Annotated in this window: 22 protein-coding genes and 1 riboswitch; of the genes, 7 read left to right on the forward strand and 15 right to left on the reverse strand. The window is 72.7% G+C overall.

The window, feature by feature from the left end; genetic code table 11:
* Positions 1-92: 92 nt before the first annotated feature.
* From AB0I23_RS12190 to AB0I23_RS12250, 13 genes are all read right to left on the reverse strand, one after another.
* Entirely contained in the window at positions 93-1787 is a 1695-nt protein-coding gene (locus tag AB0I23_RS12190) for an IclR family transcriptional regulator domain-containing protein (protein ID WP_359109141.1), read from the reverse strand.
* 190 nt (positions 1788-1977) lie between these two features.
* Positions 1978-3156 (reverse strand): 4-hydroxybenzoate 3-monooxygenase, encoded by a 1179-nt coding sequence (locus tag AB0I23_RS12195; protein WP_359109142.1) that lies wholly within the window; start codon positions 3154-3156, stop codon positions 1978-1980.
* 5 nt (positions 3157-3161) lie between these two features.
* A complete protein-coding gene (gene pcaDC / locus AB0I23_RS12200) occupies positions 3162-4334 on the reverse strand; it encodes a bifunctional 3-oxoadipate enol-lactonase/4-carboxymuconolactone decarboxylase PcaDC (RefSeq protein ID WP_359109143.1) in 1173 nt (390 codons plus the stop codon).
* Positions 4335-4489: 155 nt separating this feature from the next.
* Positions 4490-5908, reverse strand: a complete 1419-nt coding sequence (gene pcaB / locus AB0I23_RS12205) for a 3-carboxy-cis,cis-muconate cycloisomerase (protein ID WP_359109144.1) — start codon at positions 5906-5908, stop codon at positions 4490-4492.
* Positions 5895-6461, reverse strand: coding sequence for a protocatechuate 3,4-dioxygenase subunit alpha (pcaG, locus tag AB0I23_RS12210; RefSeq protein ID WP_359109145.1), 567 nt, complete (start codon positions 6459-6461; stop codon positions 5895-5897). Before pcaG ends, pcaB begins: the two co-directional genes overlap by 14 nt.
* Entirely contained in the window at positions 6461-7231 is a 771-nt protein-coding gene (gene pcaH / locus AB0I23_RS12215; protein WP_359109146.1) for a protocatechuate 3,4-dioxygenase subunit beta, read from the reverse strand. The genes pcaG and pcaH overlap by 1 nt, the downstream gene beginning before the upstream one ends.
* A gap of 10 nt (positions 7232-7241) precedes the next feature.
* Entirely contained in the window at positions 7242-8432 is a 1191-nt protein-coding gene (locus AB0I23_RS12220) for a thiolase family protein (protein ID WP_359109147.1), read from the reverse strand.
* Complete coding sequence (locus tag AB0I23_RS12225; RefSeq protein ID WP_359109148.1) at positions 8429-9085, reverse strand: CoA transferase subunit B; 657 nt, start codon at positions 9083-9085, stop codon at positions 8429-8431. Before AB0I23_RS12225 ends, AB0I23_RS12220 begins: the two co-directional genes overlap by 4 nt.
* Positions 9085-9849: a CoA transferase subunit A gene (locus tag AB0I23_RS12230; protein WP_359109149.1), complete on the reverse strand. Its 765-nt coding sequence runs from the start codon at positions 9847-9849 to the stop codon at positions 9085-9087. Before AB0I23_RS12230 ends, AB0I23_RS12225 begins: the two co-directional genes overlap by 1 nt.
* A 217-nt stretch (positions 9850-10066) precedes the next feature.
* Complete coding sequence (locus AB0I23_RS12235) at positions 10067-11407, reverse strand: MFS transporter (protein ID WP_359109150.1); 1341 nt, start codon at positions 11405-11407, stop codon at positions 10067-10069.
* A 633-nt stretch (positions 11408-12040) separates the two neighbouring features.
* The gene (locus tag AB0I23_RS12240) at positions 12041-12424 is read right to left on the reverse strand and encodes a hypothetical protein (protein WP_359109151.1); all 384 of its coding nucleotides are present in this window, start codon (positions 12422-12424) and stop codon (positions 12041-12043) included.
* A gap of 287 nt (positions 12425-12711) precedes the next feature.
* Complete coding sequence (locus AB0I23_RS12245) at positions 12712-13125, reverse strand: type II toxin-antitoxin system VapC family toxin (protein ID WP_359109152.1); 414 nt, start codon at positions 13123-13125, stop codon at positions 12712-12714.
* Complete coding sequence (locus AB0I23_RS12250) at positions 13122-13346, reverse strand: hypothetical protein (protein ID WP_359109153.1); 225 nt, start codon at positions 13344-13346, stop codon at positions 13122-13124. The genes AB0I23_RS12245 and AB0I23_RS12250 overlap by 4 nt, the downstream gene beginning before the upstream one ends.
* 373 nt (positions 13347-13719) lie before the next feature.
* Positions 13720-13904, forward strand: a riboswitch (cobalamin riboswitch).
* 63 nt (positions 13905-13967) lie between these two features.
* Here AB0I23_RS12250 and AB0I23_RS12255 point away from each other — a divergent pair.
* The 6 genes from AB0I23_RS12255 to AB0I23_RS12280 all read left to right on the forward strand — a co-directional run bounded on the left by AB0I23_RS12255 (position 13968) and on the right by AB0I23_RS12280 (position 20781).
* Positions 13968-15236, forward strand: a complete 1269-nt coding sequence (locus AB0I23_RS12255) for a prenyltransferase/squalene oxidase repeat-containing protein (RefSeq protein ID WP_359109154.1) — start codon at positions 13968-13970, stop codon at positions 15234-15236.
* 41 nt (positions 15237-15277) lie between these two features.
* The gene (locus AB0I23_RS12260) at positions 15278-15919 is read left to right on the forward strand and encodes an SCO2322 family protein (protein ID WP_359109155.1); all 642 of its coding nucleotides are present in this window, start codon (positions 15278-15280) and stop codon (positions 15917-15919) included.
* A complete protein-coding gene (locus tag AB0I23_RS12265; RefSeq protein ID WP_359109156.1) occupies positions 15916-17085 on the forward strand; it encodes an energy-coupling factor transporter transmembrane component T in 1170 nt (389 codons plus the stop codon). Before AB0I23_RS12260 ends, AB0I23_RS12265 begins: the two co-directional genes overlap by 4 nt.
* Positions 17085-18797 (forward strand): ABC transporter ATP-binding protein, encoded by a 1713-nt coding sequence (locus AB0I23_RS12270; RefSeq protein ID WP_359109157.1) that lies wholly within the window; start codon positions 17085-17087, stop codon positions 18795-18797. The genes AB0I23_RS12265 and AB0I23_RS12270 overlap by 1 nt, the downstream gene beginning before the upstream one ends.
* Complete coding sequence (locus AB0I23_RS12275) at positions 18794-19666, forward strand: ECF transporter S component (protein ID WP_359109158.1); 873 nt, start codon at positions 18794-18796, stop codon at positions 19664-19666. Before AB0I23_RS12270 ends, AB0I23_RS12275 begins: the two co-directional genes overlap by 4 nt.
* Before the next feature lie 146 nt (positions 19667-19812).
* Positions 19813-20781: an AEC family transporter gene (locus tag AB0I23_RS12280; protein ID WP_359109159.1), complete on the forward strand. Its 969-nt coding sequence runs from the start codon at positions 19813-19815 to the stop codon at positions 20779-20781.
* Positions 20782-20911: 130 nt separating this feature from the next.
* On the opposite strand, the gene AB0I23_RS12285 is transcribed toward AB0I23_RS12280, so the two are convergent.
* Complete coding sequence (locus AB0I23_RS12285) at positions 20912-21466, reverse strand: ricin-type beta-trefoil lectin domain protein (protein WP_359109160.1); 555 nt, start codon at positions 21464-21466, stop codon at positions 20912-20914.
* 24 nt (positions 21467-21490) lie between these two features.
* Positions 21491-23461: a bifunctional glycosyltransferase 87/phosphatase PAP2 family protein gene (locus tag AB0I23_RS12290; RefSeq protein ID WP_359109294.1), complete on the reverse strand. Its 1971-nt coding sequence runs from the start codon at positions 23459-23461 to the stop codon at positions 21491-21493.
* 471 nt (positions 23462-23932) lie between these two features.
* On the opposite strand from AB0I23_RS12290, the gene AB0I23_RS12295 reads away from it, so the two are divergent.
* A complete protein-coding gene (locus AB0I23_RS12295) occupies positions 23933-24409 on the forward strand; it encodes a GNAT family N-acetyltransferase (protein WP_359109161.1) in 477 nt (158 codons plus the stop codon).
* Positions 24410-24436: the final 27 nt, after the last annotated feature.

Here is a 24436-nt window from a genome sequence, read left to right on the forward strand (position 1 = left end):
GGGGACGGCCACGGAACTCACCTGAGGGCGGACGACCCGACCCGTCACGAGACATGAGCCCGGCCCGTCAAGGGGATCGTGAGCCGGAGCTGTCAGGGGATCGTGAGCCGGACCCGTTCCGTCACGACCGCCAGGTCCTCCTCGATCGCGGCAGCCGCCGCCGTGAGCGCGGGCAGCACCGCGCGCCGCACATCGTCCAGGGTGCCCCGGCTGGCGTGGGTGGAAACGTTCACGGCGGCGACCACCCGGCCGGCACGGTCGTGCACCGGCACCGCGATCGAGCGCAGGCCCTCCTCCAGCTCCTGGTCCACCAGGGCGTGACCGTCCCGTCGCGCCTGCGCCACGGCCTCGGCGAGATCGGCGGCATCGACCCGGGTGAACGGCGTCAGCGGCCGCACCGAGGCGCGGGCCAGCCGCTCGGCCGCCTCCTGCTCGGCCAGACCGGCCAGCAGCACCCGGCCCATGGAGGTGGCGTACGCCGGGAAGCGGGTGCCGACCGTGATGTTGACGCTCATGATGCGCACGGTGTGCACCCGGGCAACGTACATGATGTCGTCGTCGGCCAGCACCGCGACGGACGCCGAGTCGTGCACCTGCTCCACCAGCCGGGCCAGATGGGGCTGCGCGATCTCCGCGAAGGTCAGCCGGGAGAGCCGGGCGTAGCCAAGTTCCAGCACCGTGGGCAGCAGTATGAAGCGGCGCCCCTCACCGGCCGCGGCCGCGTACCCGAGCTGCTGGAGGGAGAGCAGCGCCCGGCGGGCGGTGGCGCGGGCCAGGCCGGTGGCCTCCGCGGCGCCGGACAGAGTGAGCCCACCGGGTGCCGATCCCAGGGCGGTGAGCACAGCCAGCCCCCGGGTCAGCGACTGCAGGAATTCCGGACCCAGCTCCGCCTTGGCGGCGCGTGAGGTGTCCGGGCCGCCGGGTGCGAGCGGCGTGGCCGCCGGTGCGGGGGAAGCCAGGGCCGCCTCCATCCGCGCCCCGTACTCCCGCAGCCGGGGCAGGGCGTGCTCGGCCAGCGACCGAGCGCTGTGCCTGCTGGTGTGACTGACCACGCTGAGCGCGCACACGGTGCTGCCGTCGGGCGCGTGGACGGGGACTGCGACGGCGACCAGACCGGGCTCGATCAGCTGGTCGTCGACGGCCCAGCGGGCGTCCCGTGTGTCGGCCACCCGTTGCCGGAAGGCCGACTCCACTTCGTCGGGGGCCGGTGGCGCCGGACGGGGAGGAACCGCGGGGAAGCCGGCGTCGCGGGGGTCGTCGCGCAGCCGGGTGCGCCAGGCCGCTTGCTGCTCGGGGCTCCAGTCGGCGGCGAAGAGGGCACCTGGGGCGCAGCGCTCGGCGGGTAGCAGGTCGCCGATCTGGAAGGCCAGCGCCATCGTGCGGCGCCGGGTGGACTGGCTGATGAACCGCACTCCGGCGCCGTCCGGCACCGCGAGGGAGACCGACTCGTCCAGCTCGTCGGCCAACGCGACTGCGAGCGGTTCCAGGGCGTCGGGGAGTCCGGAGCAGGCGAGGTAGGCATTGCCCAGCTCCATCAGGCGCGGCGCGAGCAGCACGTCGCGGTCGTCCTCGATGCGCAGATATCCCAGGTGGGTGAGGGTGGTGACGATGCGGTCGACGGTGGAGCGGGCCAGGCCGGTGGCGCGGACCAGATCGCCGGGGCGCATCCGCGGCCCGGGGTGGGCTGCCAGGGCGCGCAGCACGGCCAGACCGCGCTCCAGCGGTCCGACCGGGTCGCCGCCGGGTGCTGCGGCGTCCGCCTTGGATGCGGTCGCGGCATGCGGCATGCGGTCCTCCTCGTCGAGCCTCCAGGGTGTGCGGAAACCGTACCCGGCGGACCCTGCGACCGCGCAGGGCGGCCAGCACCTGCGCTCCCGTTTCACCTGAGCCGACGGGGTGACCGGCACCCGGTCCCGGGCCAGGCCCGCGGTGGGTGGCCCTCTTCCGGCCCCGCACCGCCGCCGCGTCCGCGGGAGTTCAACCGATGCGCAGGCCCGCGTAGTTCTCCGCGAGCTCCGCGGCCGCGTGCCGGGACGACGAGACGCGGTCCAGCTGGGAGACCTGGAGCCGCGTCTCGAATGCGCTCTGACCCGGGTCGGTGTGCAGGGCTGTCGTCATGAAGTACGAGAAGTGCTCCGCGCGCCACACCCGGCGCAGACAGGTGTCCGAATACTCATCGAGCAGTTCGGCGGAGCCGCTGTCCTTCAGATGGGCGAAGGCCCGGGCGAGCACGACGACGTCGGAGACAGCGAGGTTGAGCCCCTTGGCACCGGTGGGCGGCACGATGTGCGCGGCGTCGCCGGCCAGGAAGACCCGGCCCCAGCGCATGGGCTCGGTGACGAAGCTGCGCATCGGCAGCACGGCCTTGGAGGTGATCGGGCCGCGTGCGAGCCGCCAGTCGCCGTCGATTGCGAAACGGGCGTCGAGCTCGTCCCATATCCGGTCGTCCGGCCAGTCGGCCGGGTCGGTGCCGTTCGGGACCTGCAGATACAGCCGGCTGACCGTGGGGGAGCGCATGCTGTGCAGGGCGAAGCCGCGCGGCGAGTGGGCGTAGATCAGCTCCTCGCAGGACGGCGGGACATCGGCCAGGATGCCGAACCACGAGTAGGGGTAGACCCGCTCGAAGGTGCTCATGACACCGTCCGGGACCGCCCTACGGGTCACGCCGTGGAACCCGTCGCAGCCCACGACGTAGTCGCAGCTGAGAGTCCTGTCCTGGCCCTGGTGGGTGTAGTGGATGACGGGCCGGTCCGTGTCGGCTCCGGCGACCGCGTTCACCTGGGCCTGGAACAACAGTGGTGCGCCGTAGGCCACCTGAAGGGCGATCAGGTCCTTGACGACCTCGGTCTGGGCGTACACCCATACCTTGCGGCCGCCGGTGAGCGACGGGAAGTCGATGCGTTGTGACCGGCGGTCCCAGCGCAGCTCGATGCCGTCGTGGACCAGACCCTCGCGGTCCAGCCGCTCGCCCGCCCCCGACTCCCGCAGCACGTTGACCGTGCTCTGTTCTAGGATGCCGGCGCGCTGGCGCTGCTCGACGTAGGTGCGGTCACGGCTCTCCAGAACGACGCAGTCGACGCCGGAGTTGTGCAGGAGCCGGGCGAGCAGCAGGCCCGCGGGGCCGCCGCCGATGATGCCGACGGTGGTGTGATCCATGGCGGTCAGTTCTCCTCTTTGAGAATGCGGTTCGCGATGGCGAAAGCGGCGTTCGCTGTGGGCACGCCGCAGTAGACGGCCGACTGGAGCAGGACTTCCTCGATCTCCGCGGGGGTGAGACCGTTGCGCCGCGCGGCCCGCACATGCATGGCCAGCTCCTCGTGGTGGCCGTGGGCCACCAGCGCGGTGAGGGTGATGCAGCTGCGGGTTCGGCGGCTCAGTCCGGGCCGGGTCCAGATCTCGCCCCATGCGTAGCGGGTGATGAAGTCCTGGAAACCGGCGGTGAAGTCGGTGGTGCGGGTGATCGCCTGGTCGACGTGCTCGTCGCCGAGCACGGCGCGGCGCACGGCCATACCGGCACCGTACCGGGAGGCGTCGTCGGTGGGCGGGGTGGCCTCGGCCGTGAAGTGCCCCAACAGGGCGGCCAGGACGGGCACCGGACGCTCGACGTTGGCGAGGTGCGCGGCGTGCGCCACCTCGGTCAGGGCCGCGCCGGGGATGCCGTCGGCCAGCTCGCGGGCGTGCGCGACGGGCGTCGCGAGGTCCTCACGGCCCGCAACGACCAGGGTCGGCGCGGTGATACGAGGCAGCTCGGCGCGCAGGTCGAAGCCGGCGAGTGCGTCGCAGAGCCCGGCATAGTCCCGGGGGTCCGCCGCGGACAAGTCGTCGACCACTGCCCTGGCGGCCGGGGAGGCCGCGAAGGACGAGGTGAACCAGCGGGCGGGAGCGGTCTCCACGACCGGGCCGGTGCCCTCGGCGCGCACCAGCGCCGCACGGTCGGACCAGCCCTCCGGCTGACCGAAGCGGGCCGAGGAGCAGAGGATTGCGAGCGAGGTGACCCGCTCGGGGTGGTGCACGGCGAGCCAGGTGCCGACGGCACCGCCGAGCGAGATGCCGGCGTAGCCGAACTCCTCGATGCCGAGCGCGTCGGCGAGGCCGAGGACCAGCTGCCCGAGGTCGGCGACGGTGCCGCCGTCGGGCAGCAGGCCGGCCGGGGAGCCGCCGTGGCCGGGCAGGTCCCAGCGCACCACTCGGTGGGTCCGGGCCAGTGACGGGGTCTGCGGGTCCCACACGGCAAGCGAGGTGCCGAGCGAGGGGCCCAGGATCAGCGGCGGGGCGGAGTCCCGGCCGTCCACGCGGTGGTGCAGCAGACGCTGCGCGGGGGCAGAAGTGCTCATGCGGTCTCCTCGTGCTGGGTGTGCGGGGCCATCCGGTGGGTGGTGGGTCGCGGACGGCTCGCGGCCACCGGACGGTGCGGCGGGTCGGGGGCTGCCCGGCGCCGTCGATGTCCGACGCCGCGTCAGGTCGGGTCCTGGGCAGTGGCGGTGCGGTGTCAGGTCGGGTTCCGGGCGGCGCCGGTGCGGCGCAGGGCGCGGTCCACGAGGGCGCCCGCAGAGCCCGCGTACTGCGTCGGGTCGGTCAGTTCGCGTAGCCGGTCCTGCGGAAGGACACCGGCGATGCCGGGCTCCTCCCGGAGGGCCTCGTCGAGTTCCATGCCCTGCTCGACGGCGCGACGGGAGGCCCGGGAGAGCGCGTGCCTGGCGTCGCCGCGGCCGATCAGAGCTGCCAGCACTGCGGCGAGCCGCTCGCTGACGATCAGGCCGTCGGTGGCGCCGAGGTTGTCCCGCATCCGGTGCGGATGGACGCGCAGACCTTCGGCCAGTTCGGCGGCGTCGCGGGCGGCTCCGCCGACGAGACGCAGGGCCTGGCGCAGGGGCTGCCACTCGGCGTGCCAGGCGCCGGCCGGGCGCTCGTCCTCGGCGGCGAGCCCGGCGTAGAGCACGGACACGAGGGCGGGGACCTGTCGGGCTGCGGCAGCGATCAGCGTGGCGCGGACCGGGTTGGTCTTGTGCGGCATGGCGGAGGAGCCGCCGCCGCTGCCCTCGCCGAGTTCACCGATCTCCGTACGGGACAGCAGCAGGACGTCGGCGGCGAGCTTGCCGAGTGCCCCGGCGGTGAAGGCGAGGGCGCCGGCCAGGTCGGCGACGGGGGTGCGCAGGGTGTGCCAGGGCAGCGTGGGCTCGGCCAGTCCGGTCTCGGCGGCGTAGCCGGCGAGCAGCCGCAGGCCCAGGTCCGGGCTGGGATCCCGGCCGGCGGTTGTGCGGCCGGCCTCGGCGAACGCGTGGAAGGCCGCCAGGGTGCCGGCCGCTCCGCCGAGTTGGGCGGGCAGCGCTGCCCGGACAGCCGCGAGGCGTTCGTGGGCGTCGAGCATGAGCGAGCGCCAGCCGGCGGCCTTGAGGCCGAAGGTGGTGGGCACGGCGTGCTGGGTGAGCGTGCGTCCGGCGATCGGTGTGTCGCGGTGCTCGGCGGCGAGCCGCGCCAGGGCGTCCGCCGCGCGTCCGAGGTCGGCGAGGACGGGTTCCAGGGCGCGGGCGGCGACCAGCATGGCGGCCGTGTCCAGGATGTCCTGGCTGGTGGCGCCGCGGTGGACGTGGGCGGCGGCCTGCCGGTCGCGCTCGGCAACGGCCGCGGTCAGGTCGGCGACGAGCGGGATGACGGGGTTGCCGCCGGCGCGGGCGCGCAGCGCGAGATCCCGGACGTCGTAGCGGCCGGTCTCGGCGGCCGCCGCTGTGACTGCCTGCGCCGCCGCGGCGGGGGCGAGGCCCAGTGCGGCCTGGGCGCGGGTCAGCGCGGCTTCGGAATCAAGCATCGCGCGGACGTAGGCGGCATCGCCGGTGGCGGCCTCGACCGGTGCCCCGGCCTGCCCCGGGGAGAGCAGGCCGAGATCCTCGGAGGAGTCAGTCGAAGGCAAGGAAGACCGTCTCCTCGTGCTCACCGTCACCCTGGAGCCGGATGTCGAAGCGGTGCAGTCGCTCCCCGTGCGCGACGGCGAGGAGCGTGGCGCGGCGCTCGGGCTCCAGGCCCGCGAGCAGCAGGTCGGCCGCGGTGTCGGTCAGGCCGGGCAGGTAGATCCGGGTGTGCAGATGGTGCAGCAGACCACGGGCGAAGACGATCACCGAGAGGTAGGGGACGCCGCCGGGCGGCAGCGTCCGCAGCTCGTAGTGGCCGTCCGCGTCGGTCCCGACCCGGCCGAAGCCGGTGAAGCCGACGTCGCCCCGGCCGATGACCGCTCCGGTGACGGGGTCGCGGCGCAGCGACCCGGGCGCGCCGCGGCGCGAGCCGTCGGGTGCGGGTTGCCAGATCTCGATGAGGGCGTCGGGGACGGGAGCCCCGGCGCCGTCGTAGACGTAGCCGTGGACAGTGAGGGCGTCAGGGTGTCCAGCGGGGGCGATCTCGCCGCCCTTGGCGAAGGGCAGCGCGTAGCCGTAGAACGGACCCACGGTCTGCGACGGGGTGGTGGACATCAGCGGCCCTCCTCGATCCAGGTGGCGGCCGGACCGTCGAGGACGATGTCCCAGCGATAGCCGAGCGACCATTCGGGGGTGGACAGGTCGTGGTCGTACGTCGCGACGAGCCGCTCGCGTGCGGAGTCGTCGGTGACGGACTGGAGGATGGGGTCGTAGGCGAAGAGCGGGTCCCCCGGAAAGTACATCTGGGTGATCAGCCGCTGGGTAAAGGCGTTGCCGAAGAGCGAGAAGTGGATGTGGGCAGGGCGCCAGGCGTTGACGTGGTTGCGCCAGGGGTAGGCGCCCGGCTTGACGGTGACGAACTCGTACGCGCCCTGGTCGTCGGTCAGGCAGCGGCCCACACCGGTGAAGTTGGGGTCGAGCGGGGCGGGGTGGTCGTCACGCTGATGCGCGTAGCGGCCCGAGGCGTTGGCCTGCCAGACTTCGACGAGCTGGCCGCGCACCGGGCGGCCGTCGCGGTCCAGGACCCGGCCGGTGACCTTGATCCGCTCGCCGAGCGGCTCGCCCTGGTGCTGGCGGGTGAGGTCGTGGTCGAGTGCGGTGACGTCGGTGACGCCGAAGACCGGGCCGGAGAGTTCCACGGCCTCGGGGTCGTGCAGGGTGACCAGCGGCTTGCCGGGGTGGCGCAGGACGCTGCTGCGGTACGGGGCGTAACCGCGGTCGGGGTGGCTGCGTTCGGGCGCGCCGGCGGCCACGGCCTTGGCGTAGGACTCGCGCCGCTCGGCTATCTCCTCGGAGATCCGACCTTGGGTCAGAGGGGTGGTCATACGGGATTTCCTACCTTTCCAGGACCAGGGCGAGGCCCTGTCCGACGCCGATGCACAGGGCGGCGAGGCCGGTTCCGGAGCCCGCGGCGGCGAGCTGGTGGGCGACGGCTCCGGCGATACGGGCACCGGAGGCGCCGAGCGGGTGGCCGATGGCGATGGCTCCGCCGCGCGGGTTGACGACCGCGGGGTCGAGGCCGGGCCATTCGGTCAGGCAGCCCAGGGACTGGGCGGCGAAGGCCTCGTTGAGTTCGAACGTGGTCAGGTCGCCGAAGCCGCGGCCGGCCCTGGTCAGGGCCTTCCTGACGGCCTCGACGGGGCCGAGGCCGAAGTACTGCGGCTCGACGGCGGTGACGGCCGAGGCACGGACGCGGGCCAGCGGCTCACGCCCGGTGGCCTTCAGGCCCTCCTCGTCCACGAGCAGCAGAGCGGCGGCGCCGTCGTTGAGCGGCGAGGCGTTGCCGGCGGTGACCGTACCGTCCGGGCGGAAGACGGGCTTCAGCCCGGCCAGCGACTGCGGCGACGTGTTGTCCCGAATGGTCTCGTCGCGGGTGAGGCCGACACCTTCGACGGGCACGACCTCGCCGTCGTACAGGCCGTTCTTCCAGGCGCGGGCGGCCTTCTCGTGGCTCGCCACGGCGAAGGCGTCCTGCTGATCGCGGGTGATGCCGTACCGGTCGGCGATCAGTTCGGCGCCCTCGCCGAGCGGGACGGTCCACTGCGGCTCCAGGCCCTTGTTGACCATGCGCCAGCCGATCGTGGTGGAGAACAGCTCCTGGTTGCCGGCCGGGAAGGCACGCGAGGGCTTGGGCAGCACCCAGGGGGCGCGGCTCATCGACTCCACGCCGCCCGCGACGGCGACGGAGGCGTCGCCGACCGCGATGGCGCGGGCGGCCTGGACGACGGCTTCGAGACCGGAGGCGCACAGCCGGTTGACGGTGCTGCCGGGGACGGTGACGGGCAGTCCGGCGAGCAGCACGGCCATCCGGGCGACGTTGCGGTTTTCCTCACCGGCACCGTTGGCATTGCCGAAGAAGACGTCGTCGATCCGGGCCGGGTCGAGGTCCGGCGTACGGCTCAGCAGGGACCGCAGCACACCGGCGGCGAGGTCGTCGGGGCGCACCCCGGACAGGGCGCCCCCGTACTTGCCGACCGGGGTGCGGACGGCGTCGACGATGTAGACGTCGCACAGCTGACGGGTCATCGCGCGCTCCCTTCGGTGGCTGCACTGATCCGGACCGGGGCGGCGGTCAGTCGCTGGATCTCCTCGGCGGTGACGCCCGGGGCGCTCTCCACCAGGACGAGGCCGTCGTCGGTGACGTCCAGGACGCCGAGGTCGGTGATGATGCGATCGACGCAGGTCCGGCCGGTGAGCGGCAGCGTGCACTCCTCGACGATCTTCGGGCTGCCGTCCTTGGCGGTGTGGGTCATCGTCACGATGACCCACCGGGCCCCGTGCACCAGGTCCATGGCCCCTCCGATGCCGGTGACCAGCTTGCCGGGAACGGCCCAGTTGGCGAGGTCGCCACGGGCGGAGACCTGCATGGCGCCCAGCACGGCGGTGTCGATGTGGCCGCCGCGGATCATCCCGAAGGAGAGCGCCGAGTCGAAGAAGGAGGCGCCGGGCAGGACGGTGACGGTCTCCTTGCCGGCGTTGATCAGGTCCGGGTCGACCTCGTCCTCGTGGGGGAACGGGCCGGTGCCGAGGATGCCGTTCTCCGACTCCAGGACGACCTGGACACCGGCGGGTAGATGGTTGGGGATCAGTGTGGGCAGCCCGATGCCGAGGTTCACGTACTCGCCGTCGCCCAGCTCGCGGGCCGCGCGGGCGGCCATCTCGTCTCGTGTCCAGGCCATCAGGCCGACACCTCCCGGGTCGTGCGCTTCTCGATCTTCTTGTCCACGGCCTGTTCGGCAGTGAGCGCCACCACCCGCTGGACGAAGATGCCCGGCAGATGGACCTGGTCCGGGTCGATCTCGCCCGGCTCGACCAGCTCCTCGACCTCGGCGATTGTGATCCGGCCTGCCATGGCTGCCAGCGGGTTGAAGTTGCGGGACGACTTGTTGAAGACGAGGTTGCCGTGCCGGTCGCCCCTGGCGGCCCGGACCAGTGCGAAGTCCGTGGTGATACCCCGCTCCAGCACGTACTCGGCACCGTCGAACGCGCGGGTCTCCTTGCTCGGCGATGCCACCGAGACCCCGCCCGTGCCGTCATAGCGCCAGGGCAGTCCGCCGTCGGCGACCTGTGTGCCGACGCCGGCCGGCGTGAAGAAGGCGGGGATGCCGCAACCGCCGGCGCGCAGCCGCTCGGCCAGGGTGCCCTGGGGGATGAGCTCGACCTCCAGCTCACCGGCGAGGTACTGCCGGGCGAACTCCTTGTTCGCGCCGATGTAGCTGCCCGTGACCCGGGCGATCCGGCCCGCCGAGAGCAGGACCGCAAGGCCGGAGTCCATCGCGCCGCAGTTGTTGGAGACCACGCCCATTCCGCCGACTCCGGTGTCGTACACCGCCTGGATCAGCGTGTTCGGTACGCCGCTGAGGCCGAAGCCACCGACCGCGAACGACGCTCCGTCATGGACATCTGCCACGGCCTCTGCGGCCGAGGCGACCACCTTGTCCATCCGCCCGCCTCTTACTCGTGTTCGTCAGATGAACTTAAGTTCATATTGCTGCCTCATTCTGATCCCCCGGCACCCGGTTCGTCAACGGCTCCGGACGTCGTGGTTTCCAGGCGTACCCGCCGCATCAAACGGACGCGCCCGCGGAACGCCCGGCGTCGGCCGGGGTTCCGCGGGCGCGTCCGATCGCGTCACTCGCGAGGTGGGGCGGGGCTGGGCGTCAGTCGATCGCACCCGACAGTGTCGAGGTCTGCTGCACAGCGGGCCCGCGCCGGGTGCGACGTGCCATCGGCACCAGGCAGATCGCGACCGCGCCCAGCACGGCGGCGACGGCGAAGGTGGTGAATCCGAGGCCGGCGTTGCCGCCCTCGATGACGGCGCCGCCGAGCCAGGGGCCGACGACCGCGCCGGTGCGGCCGATGCCGGTGACCCAGCCCAGGCCGGTGGCCCGCTGGGCGGGCGCGTACACGGTGGAGGTGGCCGAATACACCATGGCCTGGGCGCTGAAGAGCCAGATGCCGGTCATGAAGACGACCATGTAGGCGACGCCGAGCGGCATGTGGGCTCGGAGCAGGAAGGTGCCGCAGGCGGTCAGGACGAACCAGATCGCGGAGACGCGCACGGCGCCGAAGCGGTCGGCAGCGCGGCCGGCCAGGAGCATACCGACGATGCCGCCCGCGTTGATGATCATCAGGAAGGTGACGGAGGAGGAGAGGGAGTAGCCAGAGGCCCGCATCAGCTGGGGCAGCCAGGTGGAGACGCCGTAAACGAGCAGCAGACCTGCGAAGGAGGCGACCCACAGCAGCGGGGTGGCGATCCGCGAACCGGGCGCGAACAGCGACGCGACTGCGGCGAATCGCCCTCTGGCCCCGGCCTCGGGTGCCTCGGCCGCGGTCGGCGAGGGCAGGCCGTAACGCGCGGCGACAGCCTCGGCGTCGGAGGCGCGACCCCTGGCGAGCAGCACCCCAGGCGACTCGGGCAGCCACTTCAGCACCAGCGGCACCGCGATCAGGGCGGGCAGCACACCGGCCCAGAAGACGGCGCGCCAGCCGAAGTCCGGCGCCAGGGCGAGGCCGAGGCCGGTGGCCACCATGCCTCCGGCGTGGTATGAGGTCATCAGCAGGCCGATGGCGAGCGCGGCCCGGCGCGGCGGGGCGAACTCGGTGACGATTGCCAGGGCGATCGGCATCAGCCCGCCCAGGCCCAGGCCGGCCAGGAACCGCCCGGCGCCGAAGACGGTCGCGGACGGCGCGAGCGCGCACAGTGCGGAGCCGACGGAGAACAGCGAGACGCTCCAGACCACGACAGGCCGGCGTCCGAGCCAGTCGGTGAGCGTGCCTGCGGCCAGGGCGCCGATCAGCATGCCGAAGGTGGTCCAGCTGCCGACGGAGCCGGCGGTCGAGGCGGTGAAGCCGAGGGAGGGGTCGTCGAGCAGGTGCGGCATCACGGCGCCGTAGATGTTGACGTCCATGCCGTCGAAGAACACGGCCAGCCAGCACAGGGCTATGACGGCGCCGACGGCGCGGAACGAGCGCTCGGGCGGGGCGGAGCGGGTGGTCACAGATACTCACTTCTCTCACACTCGTCGCGATACATGCGATGCGCGCGATACACGCCGAAAGGAGGCGGCGCGGTCTCCCTGCCGCAGAGGCCGGAGTGGGCCCACTGAAATCTCGCGTTCGCTGAATGAACAATGGTTCGCAAGGTGACTGAGTTTCGGAGAAATCAACGGGCTTGTCAATGGGCTCGGGCACCGAATGTGCTGCGTCGACGAGGGTGCGTGAGAAGCCTGGAGGGGGTCCGCTCCGGGGCCGGGGTGCGAACGCCACCGCGCTCGTACGCTGTCGTGCGGCGCGCAGCCCCGGAGGCACACCCGGGACGGTCCCGGTCTGCCGGAGCCCGGTGGTGAGTGCGTCGGGTCTGGGTACGGCCCGTCGTCCGGGCTCTGCTCGCCGCAGCCGGGACGGCCCCGGTACCGCCGCCCCTCGTAGGCCCGGGTCTTTGCCCAGCTCCACGGCAAAGTGCGTCGTCGGCGGCTCGACCACGCACATGAGACCGCGCGCGACCTGGTCCGCGCACACGACTTCGTCGCGCATGAAGACCTCAGGACCCGGCATCTGGCGGTGGTTTGTTAAGCCGGGGAGTAGAGGTCAGTGCGTTGTGGCAAACCGGATTTCGTTCGAGCCTCGATTCGTCAGCGGTGATTGCTGTTCGGTGAGGTGATCGGTTCGCCCCGTTTGTTCCCGAGGTTGTCGGGTGGGGTCTTCGCGTGTCGCTGCGGCTGCGCCGGTTTCCACGTTTCCGGGGTAGTGCGGGTGTCCTCCGTCCTGGTCTTCGTCGGGGCGGGGCCGGCCCTCGTCGGAATGCGGTCGTGCGGTTCGAGTCGGTTGTGGCAGGGCGGTGAGGCGGTTCCAGGCGAGGACGAAAGCCTTGGCCCAGGACGGGCGAGGCGGGCGGGCTGGTGGTAGATCCGCAGCCGCATGGTCTGCGGCTCGGCCTCGGCGAGGTCCGCCTCGTCGTGGAGGGTCAGGATCCGCAGCCATGCGTCCAGGTCCGCGGCAAGGTTCGCCGCGCTCATCCAACCGCGGTTGATTGTCCCGGGCGGCGGTCACCGGCCGCCGGCGGGGGTGCACACCCAGCACACACGGATCCGACCGACAGAGCAACGAACCCTCTGCGCCGTCTCATACGCCTGGCCCGCGGCTGGCTCAGGCCGTGACGACATGGACAGCGTGGCTGAGCCGGTGGGGGCTGAGTGAGGCACACGTGACGGGTGATCGTCCGGCGCACCCGTCGTCGTGGCTGACGGTCGGCGGCTGAGGCCCGACCACCTGCCATAGGCCGGGCCGAGGAGCCGAGGGCTTGCTACGGAAGCAAGGTGAAGGCAGGCACGTGGGTGGGTCGGACGATGCTGAAGTGGCGGCGATCCAGCGTCGCGACGTTGACCGCGCGGAACTTCTCCGCCACGGCCACGACGAAGGCATCCGCCGTCCCGAGGGGAAGATCTGCGTACCGCTCCACCAGGTCGGCGGCCCGCGCGGCTTCGGAGGAGGTGGTGACCGGGACCAGGTCGTACACACCGTCGGCCACATCACGAAGGAAATCGGCCTCGGCCTTCACTCCTGCCCGGCTGGAGAGCATGTAGCCGATCTCTGCCACGAGCGGGGACGGCAGCAGCAGCGGGCCCGGATGGTTCTCCAGCAGGCGCACACAAGCGGCGTGCTGATCATCCTTGCGGTTGGCCGCCGCGACCACGGGGCCGGCGTCGATCACGATCACGCGCTGCGCCGCTCCTGACCGTCCCACGCCTCACGCACGACGTCCTTGGCGCGCACCCCGAGGTCAGGGTCACCGTCGAAAGAAGCGGTCGTGCGGAAGCGCCGACGCGGGCGCTCGCCATGCTCCACCTCGGCCCACTCGCGCAGCAGCTCTATGGCGTCCATCAGCCGGTCCTCCGGCAGAGCATCCAGCAGGCGGTGCGCTTCGTCGCGAACGGTCATACCAGCCAGTGTACGGTCCGCGAAGCCGCCCAGCCCGGGTCTTTCAGGTGCTTCAGCAGCCTCAGGAGGCACGAAAGCCGGCTTAACACGATCTTGCTGGCGTGCAGCGGCTGGTCGGGAGCCGGCAAGGCGCCCGCGGACAGGCAGGCCCTGGCGCCCGGGATGGGGCCGAAGAAGCAGGCCGAGGTGTACGCGTCGGCGCCGGCCGCCGACCCGGGCTCGTCGGGGACCGCGCATGACTCATCGCACCTCACTGTTGACGCCCGAAGACAGATCGAGGCGTCATGTACGACAACACCCGGTCCGCGGCACCCTCGCCCCCGCACGGTGACGTACGTCGCTGCGGGAGACAGCCCTCCGCCCGGAGCGAGCGGGCTACGTCCCGGTAGAGTGTGCGAGTCGTCATCATGCCCGTTCAGGGGGAAGCCGGTGCGAATCCGGCACTGACCACGCAACCGTGAGCCGCTGACACAGCGGTGAGTCGGAATGCCCTGTCCGCGGTCGTGACCGGCTCGCGTCACCGGAACCCCGGTGACCGGCACCGTCGAGGAATACGGGGCCGGAGCCTGGTGCCTGAGTGTGCCTGTGCCCGGTTCCGCACCAGGAGAGGCTCAGCCCACCATGACCGTACGCCGCAGCGCAGCAGCGCTCGCCGCCACCGCCACCGTGCTCTGTGCGGCCGCTGCCCCGGCCGCGGTCGCGGCGCCGTCCCCCTCCCCCACCCCGTCCGCCGCGCTGCCCTCCGGGCTGTACGGCACCAAGGACCCGACGTACGACGGGGTCTGGCGACAGTCGCTGGCCTTCCTCGCCCAGCGCGTCGAGGGGGTCGTGCCCGCGACGAAGTCGGTGGACTGGCTGATCGCCCAGCAGTGCGCGAGCGGCGCCTACGCCTCGTACCGCGCCGATGTCTCGAAGCCGTGCGACGCCAAGACCATGCTGGACACCAATGCGACCGCCGCCGCGGTGCAGGCGCTGGCGGAAATCGGCGGGCACGGCGACATCGTCAACAACGGGGTCCGCTGGCTGAAGTCCATCCAGAACGAGGACGGCGGCTGGGGCTACAGCGCGGGCTCTCCCAGCGACGCCAACTCCACCTCGGTCGTGATCGGCGCGCTGGCCCGGCAGGGCCAGCGGATCGGCGACATGACGAATCCGGGCGGCAAGACCCCGTACGACGCGCTGCTCGCGCTCGCGATCCCGTGCGGCGGCCCGGACGGCGGCGCGTTCGCGTACCAGCCCGACAAGGCCGGGAAGCTCGCCGCGAACGCGGACGCCACCGCGGCCGCCGTGCTCGGCTCGATGGGCAAGGGGCTGGCCGCCGGGGACAACGCCGCGGTCGACGGCAAGCCGCCGGCCTGCCGGAAGGCCGACGTCGTCAAGCCGGAACAGGCCGCCCGGAACGGCGCCTTCTATCTCGCGGGCGCCCTCGCGAAGAACGGCAACCACCTGAACCTCCCGCCGATGCCGGGCGCCGACGACACCACCCCGCTGCCCGACTTCGGCAACACCGCGGACGCGGTCGTCGCCCTGGCCTCCGCGGGTCACAAGAACAAGGCGGCCGGTGCGGTCGGCTGGCTGCGGAAGAACTCCAGGAGCTGGGCCGCGGAGAGCGGCCCCGCCGCCTACGCCCAGCTGGTCCTGGCCGCGCACGCGACCGGCGCCGACGCCCGCGACTTCGGCGGTGTCGACCTGGTCCGGGAGCTGAACGCGAGCGGTCCCGCGCCCGCCGCCGTCATCACGCCCAGTGCGACCCCGGACGACTTCTCGGAACAGGACGGCACCAGCGACGACGCCGGTCTCGGGGTGTGGTGGCTGGTCGGTATCGGCCTCGCCGCAGGTGCGGGCATCGGTTTCCTGATCAGCAGCCGCCGGAAGCCCCAGCAGCCGTGAACCGGGCGGGACATCGTGCGGGGAATGCGTTCGGCGGACGGGTGGCCGTCGCGCTGCTGCTGGTGCTCGGCGCCGCTCTGACCGTGCTCGGCGCGGGCACCGCTCATGCGGCCGGCTACCGCTACTGGTCGTTCTGGGAGGGCAAGGGGTCCGGCTGGGCCTACGCCACCCAGGGCCCCTCGCTCGTCCGGCCCGACGACGGGGCGGTGCAGGGCTTCCGGTTCTCCGTGAGCGAGGACTCCCAGGACTCGGCGAAGCCGCGCCGTACCCCCGACTTCGCGACGGTCTGCGCGGACACTCCCGCCAAGGACGGCACCAAGCGGGTCGCGCTCGTCATCGACCCCGGCACGCCGGCGGACGCCCCGGCCGGGGAGACGCCGCCCGCGCTGCGCACCGCCTGTGCGCAGGTCGCCACCGGGGCGAGCACCGCCGAGGCGCTCGCCTCGGTGGCCAAGCCGCTGCGCTACAGCAGTAACGCCCTGCTCTGCGCGATCTCCGGTTACCCCGCATCGGGCTGCGGCGAACAGGTCTCCGGCAGCGGGCACACGGCGTCCGCCTCTCCCTCGCCCTCCCACCCCGGGAACGGGCGCAGCGGTCCGTCCACCGGGGTGCTCGTCGGGCTCGGTGCCGTCCTGCTGCTCGGCATCGCCGCCGTCCTGCAGGCCCGCCGCCGGCGCGGATGACCGCCTCCCCCGGCGCGGTCCGGCTCAGCCATGCGCTGCGGGCGCCCGAGGCGACCCGCAGCACTGCCCTGCCCGCCGGGGCCTGGTGGCTGTGGGCGCTCGGGCTGGCCACCGCCGCGTCCCGGACCAGCAATCCGCTGCTGCTCGGGCTGCTGGTGGGTGTGGCCGGATATGTCGTGGCGGCGCGCCGGACGGACGCGCCGTGGGCGCGTTCGTACGGCGCGTTCATCAAGATCGGGCTGTTCGTCGTCGCCGTGCGGTTGCTGTTCTCCGTCGTCCTCGGCTCGCCGATCCCCGGTACGCACCTGGTGGTCACCCTCCCCGAAGTCCCTTTGCCCGACTGGGCTCAGGGCGTCAGGATCGGCGGCCGGGTCACCGCCGAGCAGCTGCTCTTCGCGCTGTACGACGGGGCGAAGCTGGCCACGCTGCTGATCTGCATCGGCGCGGCGAACTCGCTCGCCAACCCGGCCCGGCTGCTGAAGTCGCTGCCGGGTGCGCTGTACGAGGTGGGGGTCGCCGTCGTCGTGGCGATGACGTTCGCGCCGAACATGGTCGCCGATGTGGTACGGCTGCGCACCGCACGCCGGTTGCGGGGCCGCCCGACCGGGGGCATCAGGGCCGTTCTGCAGATCGGACTGCCGGTGCTGGAGGGTGCGCTGGAGCGGTCGGTGGCGGTGGCGGCTTCGATGGACGCGCGCGGGTACGGGCGTACCGCGCAGGTCCCGCCCGCCGTCCGGCGCACCACGAACGTCCTCACCCTCGGCGGTCTGCTGGGGGTCTGCGCCGGTACGTACGGCCTGCTGGCCTCGCAGGGTGCGGTGTACGGGCTGCCGCTGCTGCTCACCGGGCTCGTCGCCGCTGCGGCCGGGCTGCGGCTCGGCGGCGCCCGCTCGGTCCGTACCCGCTACCGGCCCGACCGGTGGGGTGTGCGGGCCTGGCTGGTGGCGGGGTCGGGTGCCGTGGTCGCGGCGGCGATGATCCTGGCGGCCGGCGTCGACCCGGAGGCACTGCACCCCGGGGTCGTACCCCTGGCCGCGCCGGTGTTCCCGCTGTGGCCCGCGGCGGCGGTGCTGGTCGGGCTGCTGCCCGCGGTGGTGGCGCCCGCGCCGCCCGCGGTGGCCGGTCCGGCCGACGCTCCCGCCGCGCACTCCGAGAAGGGGCAGTGATGATCCGGTTCGAGCAGGTCTCGGTGCAGTACGAGGGCACGGCGCACCCCACCCTGTCCGGCGTCGATCTGACGGTCCCGGAGGGCGAGTTGGTACTGCTCGTCGGCCCGTCGGGGGTCGGCAAGTCGACGCTGCTGGGGGCCGTCTCCGGTCTCGTGCCGCACTTCACGGGCGGCACGCTGCGCGGCCGGGTCACGGTCGACGGCCGCGACACCCGCACCCACAAACCACGTGAACTCGCCGATCTGGTCGGCACGGTGGGCCAGGACCCGCTCTCCCATTTCGTCACCGACACCGTCGAGGACGAGCTGGCGTACGGCATGGAGTCACTGGGGCTCGCCCCCGATGTGATGCGGCGGCGGGTCGAGGAGACCCTCGATCTGCTGGGCCTCGCCGGGCTGCGCGACCGGCCGATCGCCACGCTCTCCGGCGGCCAGCAGCAGCGGGTCGCGATCGGTTCGGTGCTGACCCCGCACCCCAAGGTGCTGGTCCTGGACGAGCCGACGTCCGCCCTGGACCCGGCGGCGGCCGAGGAGGTCCTCGCGGTGCTCCAGCGGCTGGTGCACGACCTGGGCACGACGGTCCTGATGGCGGAGCACCGGCTGGAACGCGTGGTCCAGTACGCGGACCAGGTGGTCCTGCTGCCGTCGCCGGGCGCCGCACCCGTGACGGGTGCTCCCGCCGACGTCATGGCCGTGTCCCCCGTCCACCCGCCGGTGGTCGCGCTGGGACGGCTGGCGGACTGGGATCCGCTGCCGCTCTCCGTACGCGATGCGCGACGCCGGGCGACCGGGCTGCGGGAACGGCTGGCGTCGGCCGAGCCGCCGTCGCCCGCCGCGCCGGCGACACCTGCCGCGCCGGCACCGCTGCCCGCCGACGCCCCCGTGCGGCGCGGGCTGTTCGGACGCCGTCGCGCGCACGAGCCGGAGCCGGCTTTGGGTCCTGCGGGGGAAGCGACCGCCAGGGTCGAGGGTCTGGGGGTGCGGCGCGGTCGCGTCGAGGCGCTGCGCCGGGTGACGCTCCGCGTCACGCCCGGCGAGACCGTCGCCCTGATGGGCCGCAACGGCGCGGGCAAGTCCACACTGCTCGCCACCCTCGTCGGCACGGTCGAGCCCACGGCCGGCACCGTCCACGTGGGCGGCCGGGCCCCGCACCGTACGCCGCCGCGCGACATGGTGCGCAGGGTCGGGCTCGTACCGCAGGAACCGCGCGATCTGCTCTACGCGGACACGGTCGCCGCCGAGTGCGCGGCGGCCGACACGGACGCGGGCGCCGCGGCGGGCAGTTGCCGGGCCCTGGTCTCCGAGCTGCTGCCGGACGTACCGGACGACACCCACCCGCGCGACCTCTCCGAGGGACAGCGCCTCGCCCTGGCACTGGCGATCGTGCTGACCGCGCGCCCCCCACTGCTGCTGCTCGACGAGCCGACCCGTGGCCTGGACTACGCGGCGAAGGCCCGCCTGATACGCGTGCTACGCGGTCTGGCGGCCGAGGGCCATGCGATCGTCCTGGCCACCCACGACGTGGAGCTCGCCGCCGAACTGGCCCACCGGGTGGTGATCCTCGCCGACGGGGAGGTCGTCGCGGACGGGCCGACCCGGCAGGTCGTGGTCTCGTCCCCGGCGTTCGCACCGCAGACCGCGAAGATCCTCGCCCCGCAGGAGTGGCTGACCGTGCCGCAGGTACGCGCGGCACTGGAGGCGGGCGCATGACGCTCCGGGACCGGGCCGTACGAGCGGCCGAAACACCGAGGGACCGGCGCACGGGCGACCGGCAGGCGCGGGCCGTGCGGCTCGGGCCGCGCGCCATCGCCGCGCTCCTCCTGATCAGCGCGATCGGTGTCGTCGCCATCGGCTGGCCGCTGCTGGCCGGTGCGGACTCCGGCCTCGCGCACTCCCAGGACGCGCCCTGGCTGTTCGCCGCGCTGCTTCCGCTGCTGGTCGGGGTGGTCGTCGCGACGATCGCGGACTCCGGCCTGGACGCGAAGGCGGTGGCGATGCTGGGCGTGCTCGCCGCGGTCGGCGCCGCGCTGCGCCCGCTCGGCGCGGGGACGGCGGGCCTGGAGCCGATGTTCTTCCTGATGGTGCTGAGCGGCCGGGTGCTCGGACCGGGCTTCGGTTTCGTGCTCGGCTCGGTGACGATGTTCGCGTCCGCCCTGCTCACCGGCGGGGTGGGCCCGTGGATGCCGTTCCAGATGCTGTCGATGGGCTGGTTCACCATGGGCGCAGGGCTGCTGCCCGGCCCGGACCGGCTGCGCGGGCGGGCCGAGCTGCTGATGCTCGCGGCCTACGGGGGTGTAGCGGCGTTCGCGTACGGTACGGTGATGAACCTGTACGGCTGGACGATCGTGCCGGGCCTCGGTTCGGGCATCTCCTTCCATCCCGGTGACCCGCTGCCCGAGAACCTGACCCGCTTCCTCGCCTACTGCCTGGCCACTTCGCTGGGCTGGGACCTGGGACGGGCCGTGCTGACCGTGGCGCTGACCCTCGTCGTCGGCGGGACGTTGCTGAAGGCGCTGCGCCGGGCCACCCGGCGTGCCGCCTTCGGGGCCCAGGTCACATTCGAGGTCCCCAGGACGTGACATGACGTCGCGCTACGGCGGCCCGTGCGGCGCCTGGGCGTTCCGGCAGAACGACTCCCACACCCCGGCCCCTGCCGCCCGTCCGCGCCCCGTCCCCTCCTGCACTCCGCGCCCCGGTACAGGCAGTGGACAGCTGTCCGAGGATCATGGCGTCCATGCATGCCCTGCTCTCCGCCTTCGCTCCGATCTGGATACTCACCGCGATCGGCTACGCGGTCGGCCGCAGCGGCCTGCTCGGCGAGCAGGCGGAAGCCGTACTCGGCCGGTTCGTCTTCCATGTGGCCATGCCCGCCGCGCTGTTCACGATGGTCTCCGGTGCGCGACTGGACGCCTTCGCCAACTCCTCGATGGTGGCGTTCGGGACGGGCACGGCGCTCGTGTCCGCCCTCGGCTTCGTGCTCGCCCGGCGCTTCTTCGGCCGCAAGACGGCCGACCAGGCGATCAGCAGCATGGCGTCCGGCTACGTCAACTCCGCCAATCTCGGCATCCCGGTGGCGGTCCAGGTGCTCGGCGACGCGTCGTTCGTCGCCCAGATCATCCTCTTCCAGGTGCTGCTGGTCTCCCCCGTGATCCTGACACTCCTGGACACGGGTACGGGGGCGGGCTCCGGAAAGGTCGTCGCGCTCCGGCGGATGGTGACCATGCCCGTACGCAATCCGATCATCATGGCCTCGATGCTCGGCGTCGTCGTCTCCGCGCTCGGCGTGCGGCTGCCGCACGTCCTCGAACACTCCTGTGATCTGCTCGGCGCTGCCGCCGTACCCACCGCCCTGATCACCCTCGGCCTGTCCCTGCACGGCCGCCCCGATTCGGCATCGACCGGGACGACGGTGCCCGCAGGACGTACGGAAACAGGCCTGGCGGTCGCGCTGAAGACACTGGTCCAGCCCCTGATCGCCTTCCTGGTCGGCGGCCCGCTGCTGCATCTGCCGGACCACCAGTTGCTGGCCGTGGTCCTCTGCTCCGCGCTCCCGACGGCCCAGAACGCCTTCATCTACGCCCGCCAGTACGGCCTGGACACCAGCCTCGCCCGCAACTCCGTAGTGGCGTCCACGGTCGTGTCCATGGCCACGCTGTCGCTGGCCGCCTGGGCGCTGGTACCGCCCGGCCCCTGAGCCGTTCGAGTGGCGGGCCACCCCGGACAGGCGGATTCTGGATAACGCGGCGATCCACGCCGAAGGGGCGCCGGGACGATGCGGTTCGTCCCGGCACCCCTTCGGCCCTCAGGGGCGGTACGGGCTCCGGCTACCCGGGGAGCTTCCACTGCTGTTCGGCGGCTGTTCCACAGGTCCGGATGAGCAGATGCGCGCCGTCCGTGGCGCCGCCCTCGGCGTGCAGGCACAGCGCCGACTTGACGTTGCGCAGGGTGCCGTCGGGCAGCGCGGTCCAGGACTGGGCCGGCGTGCCGTTGCACTGGTAGAGCTGGACGGCGGTGCCGTCGGCCGTCGACCCGTTGCGGACGTCCATGCACTTGCCGTACGCGACCACCGTGCCGTCGCCCGGCACGGTCCAGGTCTGGCCGGGGCTGCCGTCGCACGCGGAGAGCTGCAGGGCGGTTCCGTCGGCGGACGAGCCGCCTTCGGGAGCGACGCACCTGCCGCCGACGCCGGTGATCGGGCCGGGTACGACGGGTGCCGGAAGGGCTGTGCGTACGGTGTCGGCCAGTTGCACCGGGTCGCCCTCGGGCCGCACCGGGTAGCTCGTGCGCTCCAGGTTCCAGGCGTTGTCCCGCGCGAACCAGTCGATCACGGCCGGCGGCTGCCCTGTGACCAGAGCGGTGTCCAGGGAGCCGAGGTACACGGAGCAGGGCCGGGCGCGGCCCGGTCAGCGCTTGTTGCCCACCGCCTCGCCGGTCGCCTCCGGCACGTGGTCCGCGGACGCCGCGCCGTCCGCCCCGTCCGACGGCCCCGCCACGGGTTGCAGCCGCCGCGGCCCCACCAGGACGTATGTGAGCAGGAATCCGGCCCCGATGACCAGCGCCCCGCCCACCGCGTCGAGCACCCAGTGGTTGGCCGTGGCGACGATCACGGAGACGGTGAACAGCGGGTGCAGCAGCCCGAGTGCCTTCATCCACGCCTTCGGGGCCAGCATCACGATCATGATGCCGCACCAGAGCGACCAGCCGAAGTGCAGCGAGGGCATCGCCGCGTACTGGTTGGTCATCGAGGTCAGCGTCCCGTAGTCGGGCTTCGCGAAGTCCTGGACGCCGTGGACCGTGTCGATGAAGCCGAGCTCCGGCATCAGCCGCGGCGGGGCCAGCGGGTAGAGCCAGAAGCCGAGCAGTGCGACCAGGGTGGCGAAGCCGAGGGTGGTACGGGCCCAGCGGTAGTCCGCGGGGCGGCGTACGTACAGCACACCGAGGATCGTCAGCGGCACGATGAAGTGGAACGTCGAGTAGTAGTAGTCGAAGAAGCCCTGCAGCCAGCCGATGCCGACGACGGCGTGGTTGGCCCAGTGCTCGATGTCGATGTGCAGCCACCGTTCGAGCGAGTGGATCTGCCGTCCGTGCTCCTCGGCGGTGGCGCGACCGGCCGTGGCCACGAGCCTGACCTGCGCGTACGCGGAGTAGACGACCCGGATCAGCAGAAGTTCGAGCAGGAGATCGGGGCGGCTGCGCACCCGCCGCCAGAACGGCAGCAGCGGTACGCGGCTCCAGCGGACCGGGACCGGGGCGGCGTAGTCGGTGGGGATCGGGTGCTGCCAGTGCGGCGAGGTGCGCGGCAGGAACGGTGTGGCGCAGGCCGCGCCGAGCGCGGCCAGGAGCAGCGCGTTGTCCCGTATCGGGTGGGCGACCGGGATGTTCGGCAGCAGTACCTTCCCGGGCAGGGTGAGCACGAGCACCACGACGGCCGGCCACACCAGCCGTTCGGAGGCACGTGTACCGGCCCGGCCGACGACGGCGAGGAGCACCCACAGCAGCTGGTGCTGCCAGGCGGTCGGCGAGACGGCGACGGCGACACAGCCGGTCACGGCGACGGCGAGAAGCTGCTGGCCGTCCTGCGCGTAGCGCACGGCGCGGCGCAGCCCGACGTGGCAGACAGCGGCGGCCAGCAGCAGGAACAGCACGATTTCGAGCGGGCCCGCAAGGCCGAAGCGGAGCAGCGCGCCGTGCAGGGACTGGTTGGCGAGGCTGTCCGCGCCGTCTCCGAGCCCCGCGCCCGCGACATGGTGCACCCAGTACGTGACCGAGTCGTGCGGCATCGCGGCCCAGGCCAGGGCGGTGCACGCGGCGAACGCGCCGCCGCCCGTCACGGCGGCCCGGCGGCGTCCGGTGAGCCAGAGCAGGGCGGCGAAGAGCAGCACGGTCGGCTGGAGCGCGGCGGCGATCCCGATCAGTACGCCGGATGCCCGTTCCCCCCGGGCCACGAAGCAGCCCAGCAGCACCAGCAGGACCGGCAGAATGCTGGTCTGGCCGAGGTTGAGGGCGTTTCGGACCGGCAGGGACAGCATGAGCAGGCTGATCGCGACGGGGGCGGCCAGCAGCGAGGTGCGACGGGAGACGGGGCCCGGCAGGGCGCGGGCCGCGACGATGCCGAGGACGGCGACGAGCAGCAGCGAACCGAAGATCCAGGCGACCCCGAGGCTCTGTTCGGCCGTACGAGTAAGTGGCTTCAGCACCAGACCGGCGAAGGGGGTGCCGGTGAACCGGTCGCTGTCGTACAGCGACCCCGTCACATGCAGGACGCCGTTCTCACCGATCCAGGTCTCCAGATCGGTGAGCCGTTCACCGGGTGGCTGCCGCAGCACCACCGCCATCTGCCGTACCGCCAGCACTGCGACGACCAGCCAGAGCACGGCCCGGGCGGCCCCGGTCCTCGCCCCCGTCGCCGCGTTTCCGCGCACACTGTGCTCCGCATTCGCCACGCTGCGCCGACCCTCCCACTGTTCATCCGCCGTCCCTCGACCCAGAACGTGCTGTGAAACCTTCGCACTGCGCTATGAAATAGACGCAAACAACCCCTCTTCGCCTGACTGTCATCCCGCTTTTGTCCAAGGACAACGCCCGGGAGCCGGCCGGGCCCGGACGCCGTGGCCGGAACCGGATCGTTCGCTCCGCCGTCTGTCCCCGTGATCGACTGATCGACGGGGACAGCCCGGCGGGCGAGCAGACAAGGCTGCCCCGGGCGCTCGCGCAGCCGGCGCTCGCTCGGACGCCGAGCAGCCCCGCCCGTACCGCTCGCTCGTCGCTGCCCTGCTCGTCCTGCACCGTGGCCCTCCCTCAAAACCGCTCGGCTTCCCGGTCATGTTCAGGCCACAATGGCCCACATGACGTGGACCGTGGCCTCCGAACGCTTCGACTCTCCCGACGCGAGCGCGCTGCGCCGTGACTACTACGACGAGGTCGCCAGCCGCTATTGGCAGCGGCCCGCGACCGCGGAGGAGATCGACGAGGGGCTCACCGGCGACGGCGCCGACCTGCTCACCGCGCCGACCGGCGCGTTCGTGGTCGGCAGGTTCGACGGGAAGCCCGCGTCCTGCGCCGGGCTGCTGGTGGTGGACGCGGACACCGCGGAGGTCACCCGCGTGTTCGTGCGCCCGGAGTTCCGCGGCACGGGCGGCGGCGGGCTGCTGCTGGCGGCCGTCGAGCGCGCGGCGCGTGCCTTCGGTGTACGGCAGATCCGGCTGGACACGCGTAACGATCTGGTGGAAGCGCGCGGGCTGTACGCCAAGCACGGCTTCCGGGAGGTACCCGCGTTCCACCAGCGGCAGTACGCGGAGCACTGGTTCGCCAAGGAGCTGTGACCCGGGAGCTGTCGGGCCGGGGGTCCG

Source organism: Streptomyces atratus (assembly GCF_040655115.1).
GTDB lineage: Bacteria > Actinomycetota > Actinomycetes > Streptomycetales > Streptomycetaceae > Streptomyces > Streptomyces atratus_D.

What these genes read in the sequence shown, in the direction of transcription:
- AB0I23_RS12220 (WP_359109147.1), bottom strand. Translation starts at nt 8,432, where the DNA reads ATGACCCGTCAGCTGTGCGACGTCTACATCGTCGACGCCGTCCGCACC.
- pcaG (WP_359109145.1), bottom strand. Translation starts at nt 6,461, where the DNA reads ATGTCCACCACCCCGTCGCAGACCGTGGGTCCGTTCTACGGCTACGCG.
- AB0I23_RS12270 (WP_359109157.1), top strand. Translation starts at nt 17,085, where the DNA reads ATGATCCGGTTCGAGCAGGTCTCGGTGCAGTACGAGGGCACGGCGCAC.
- AB0I23_RS12280 (WP_359109159.1), top strand. Translation starts at nt 19,813, where the DNA reads ATGGCGTCCATGCATGCCCTGCTCTCCGCCTTCGCTCCGATCTGGATA.
- AB0I23_RS12275 (WP_359109158.1), top strand. Translation starts at nt 18,794, where the DNA reads ATGACGCTCCGGGACCGGGCCGTACGAGCGGCCGAAACACCGAGGGAC.
- AB0I23_RS12250 (WP_359109153.1), bottom strand. Translation starts at nt 13,346, where the DNA reads ATGACCGTTCGCGACGAAGCGCACCGCCTGCTGGATGCTCTGCCGGAG.
- AB0I23_RS12195 (WP_359109142.1), bottom strand. Translation starts at nt 3,156, where the DNA reads ATGGATCACACCACCGTCGGCATCATCGGCGGCGGCCCCGCGGGCCTG.
- AB0I23_RS12265 (WP_359109156.1), top strand. Translation starts at nt 15,916, where the DNA reads ATGACCGCCTCCCCCGGCGCGGTCCGGCTCAGCCATGCGCTGCGGGCG.
- pcaDC (WP_359109143.1), bottom strand. Translation starts at nt 4,334, where the DNA reads ATGAGCACTTCTGCCCCCGCGCAGCGTCTGCTGCACCACCGCGTGGAC.
- AB0I23_RS12295 (WP_359109161.1), top strand. Translation starts at nt 23,933, where the DNA reads ATGACGTGGACCGTGGCCTCCGAACGCTTCGACTCTCCCGACGCGAGC.
- AB0I23_RS12190 (WP_359109141.1), bottom strand. Translation starts at nt 1,787, where the DNA reads ATGCCGCATGCCGCGACCGCATCCAAGGCGGACGCCGCAGCACCCGGC.
- AB0I23_RS12230 (WP_359109149.1), bottom strand. Translation starts at nt 9,849, where the DNA reads ATGGACAAGGTGGTCGCCTCGGCCGCAGAGGCCGTGGCAGATGTCCAT.
- pcaH (WP_359109146.1), bottom strand. Translation starts at nt 7,231, where the DNA reads ATGACCACCCCTCTGACCCAAGGTCGGATCTCCGAGGAGATAGCCGAG.
- AB0I23_RS12225 (WP_359109148.1), bottom strand. Translation starts at nt 9,085, where the DNA reads ATGGCCTGGACACGAGACGAGATGGCCGCCCGCGCGGCCCGCGAGCTG.
- AB0I23_RS12240 (WP_359109151.1), bottom strand. Translation starts at nt 12,424, where the DNA reads ATGAGCGCGGCGAACCTTGCCGCGGACCTGGACGCATGGCTGCGGATC.
- AB0I23_RS12255 (WP_359109154.1), top strand. Translation starts at nt 13,968, where the DNA reads ATGACCGTACGCCGCAGCGCAGCAGCGCTCGCCGCCACCGCCACCGTG.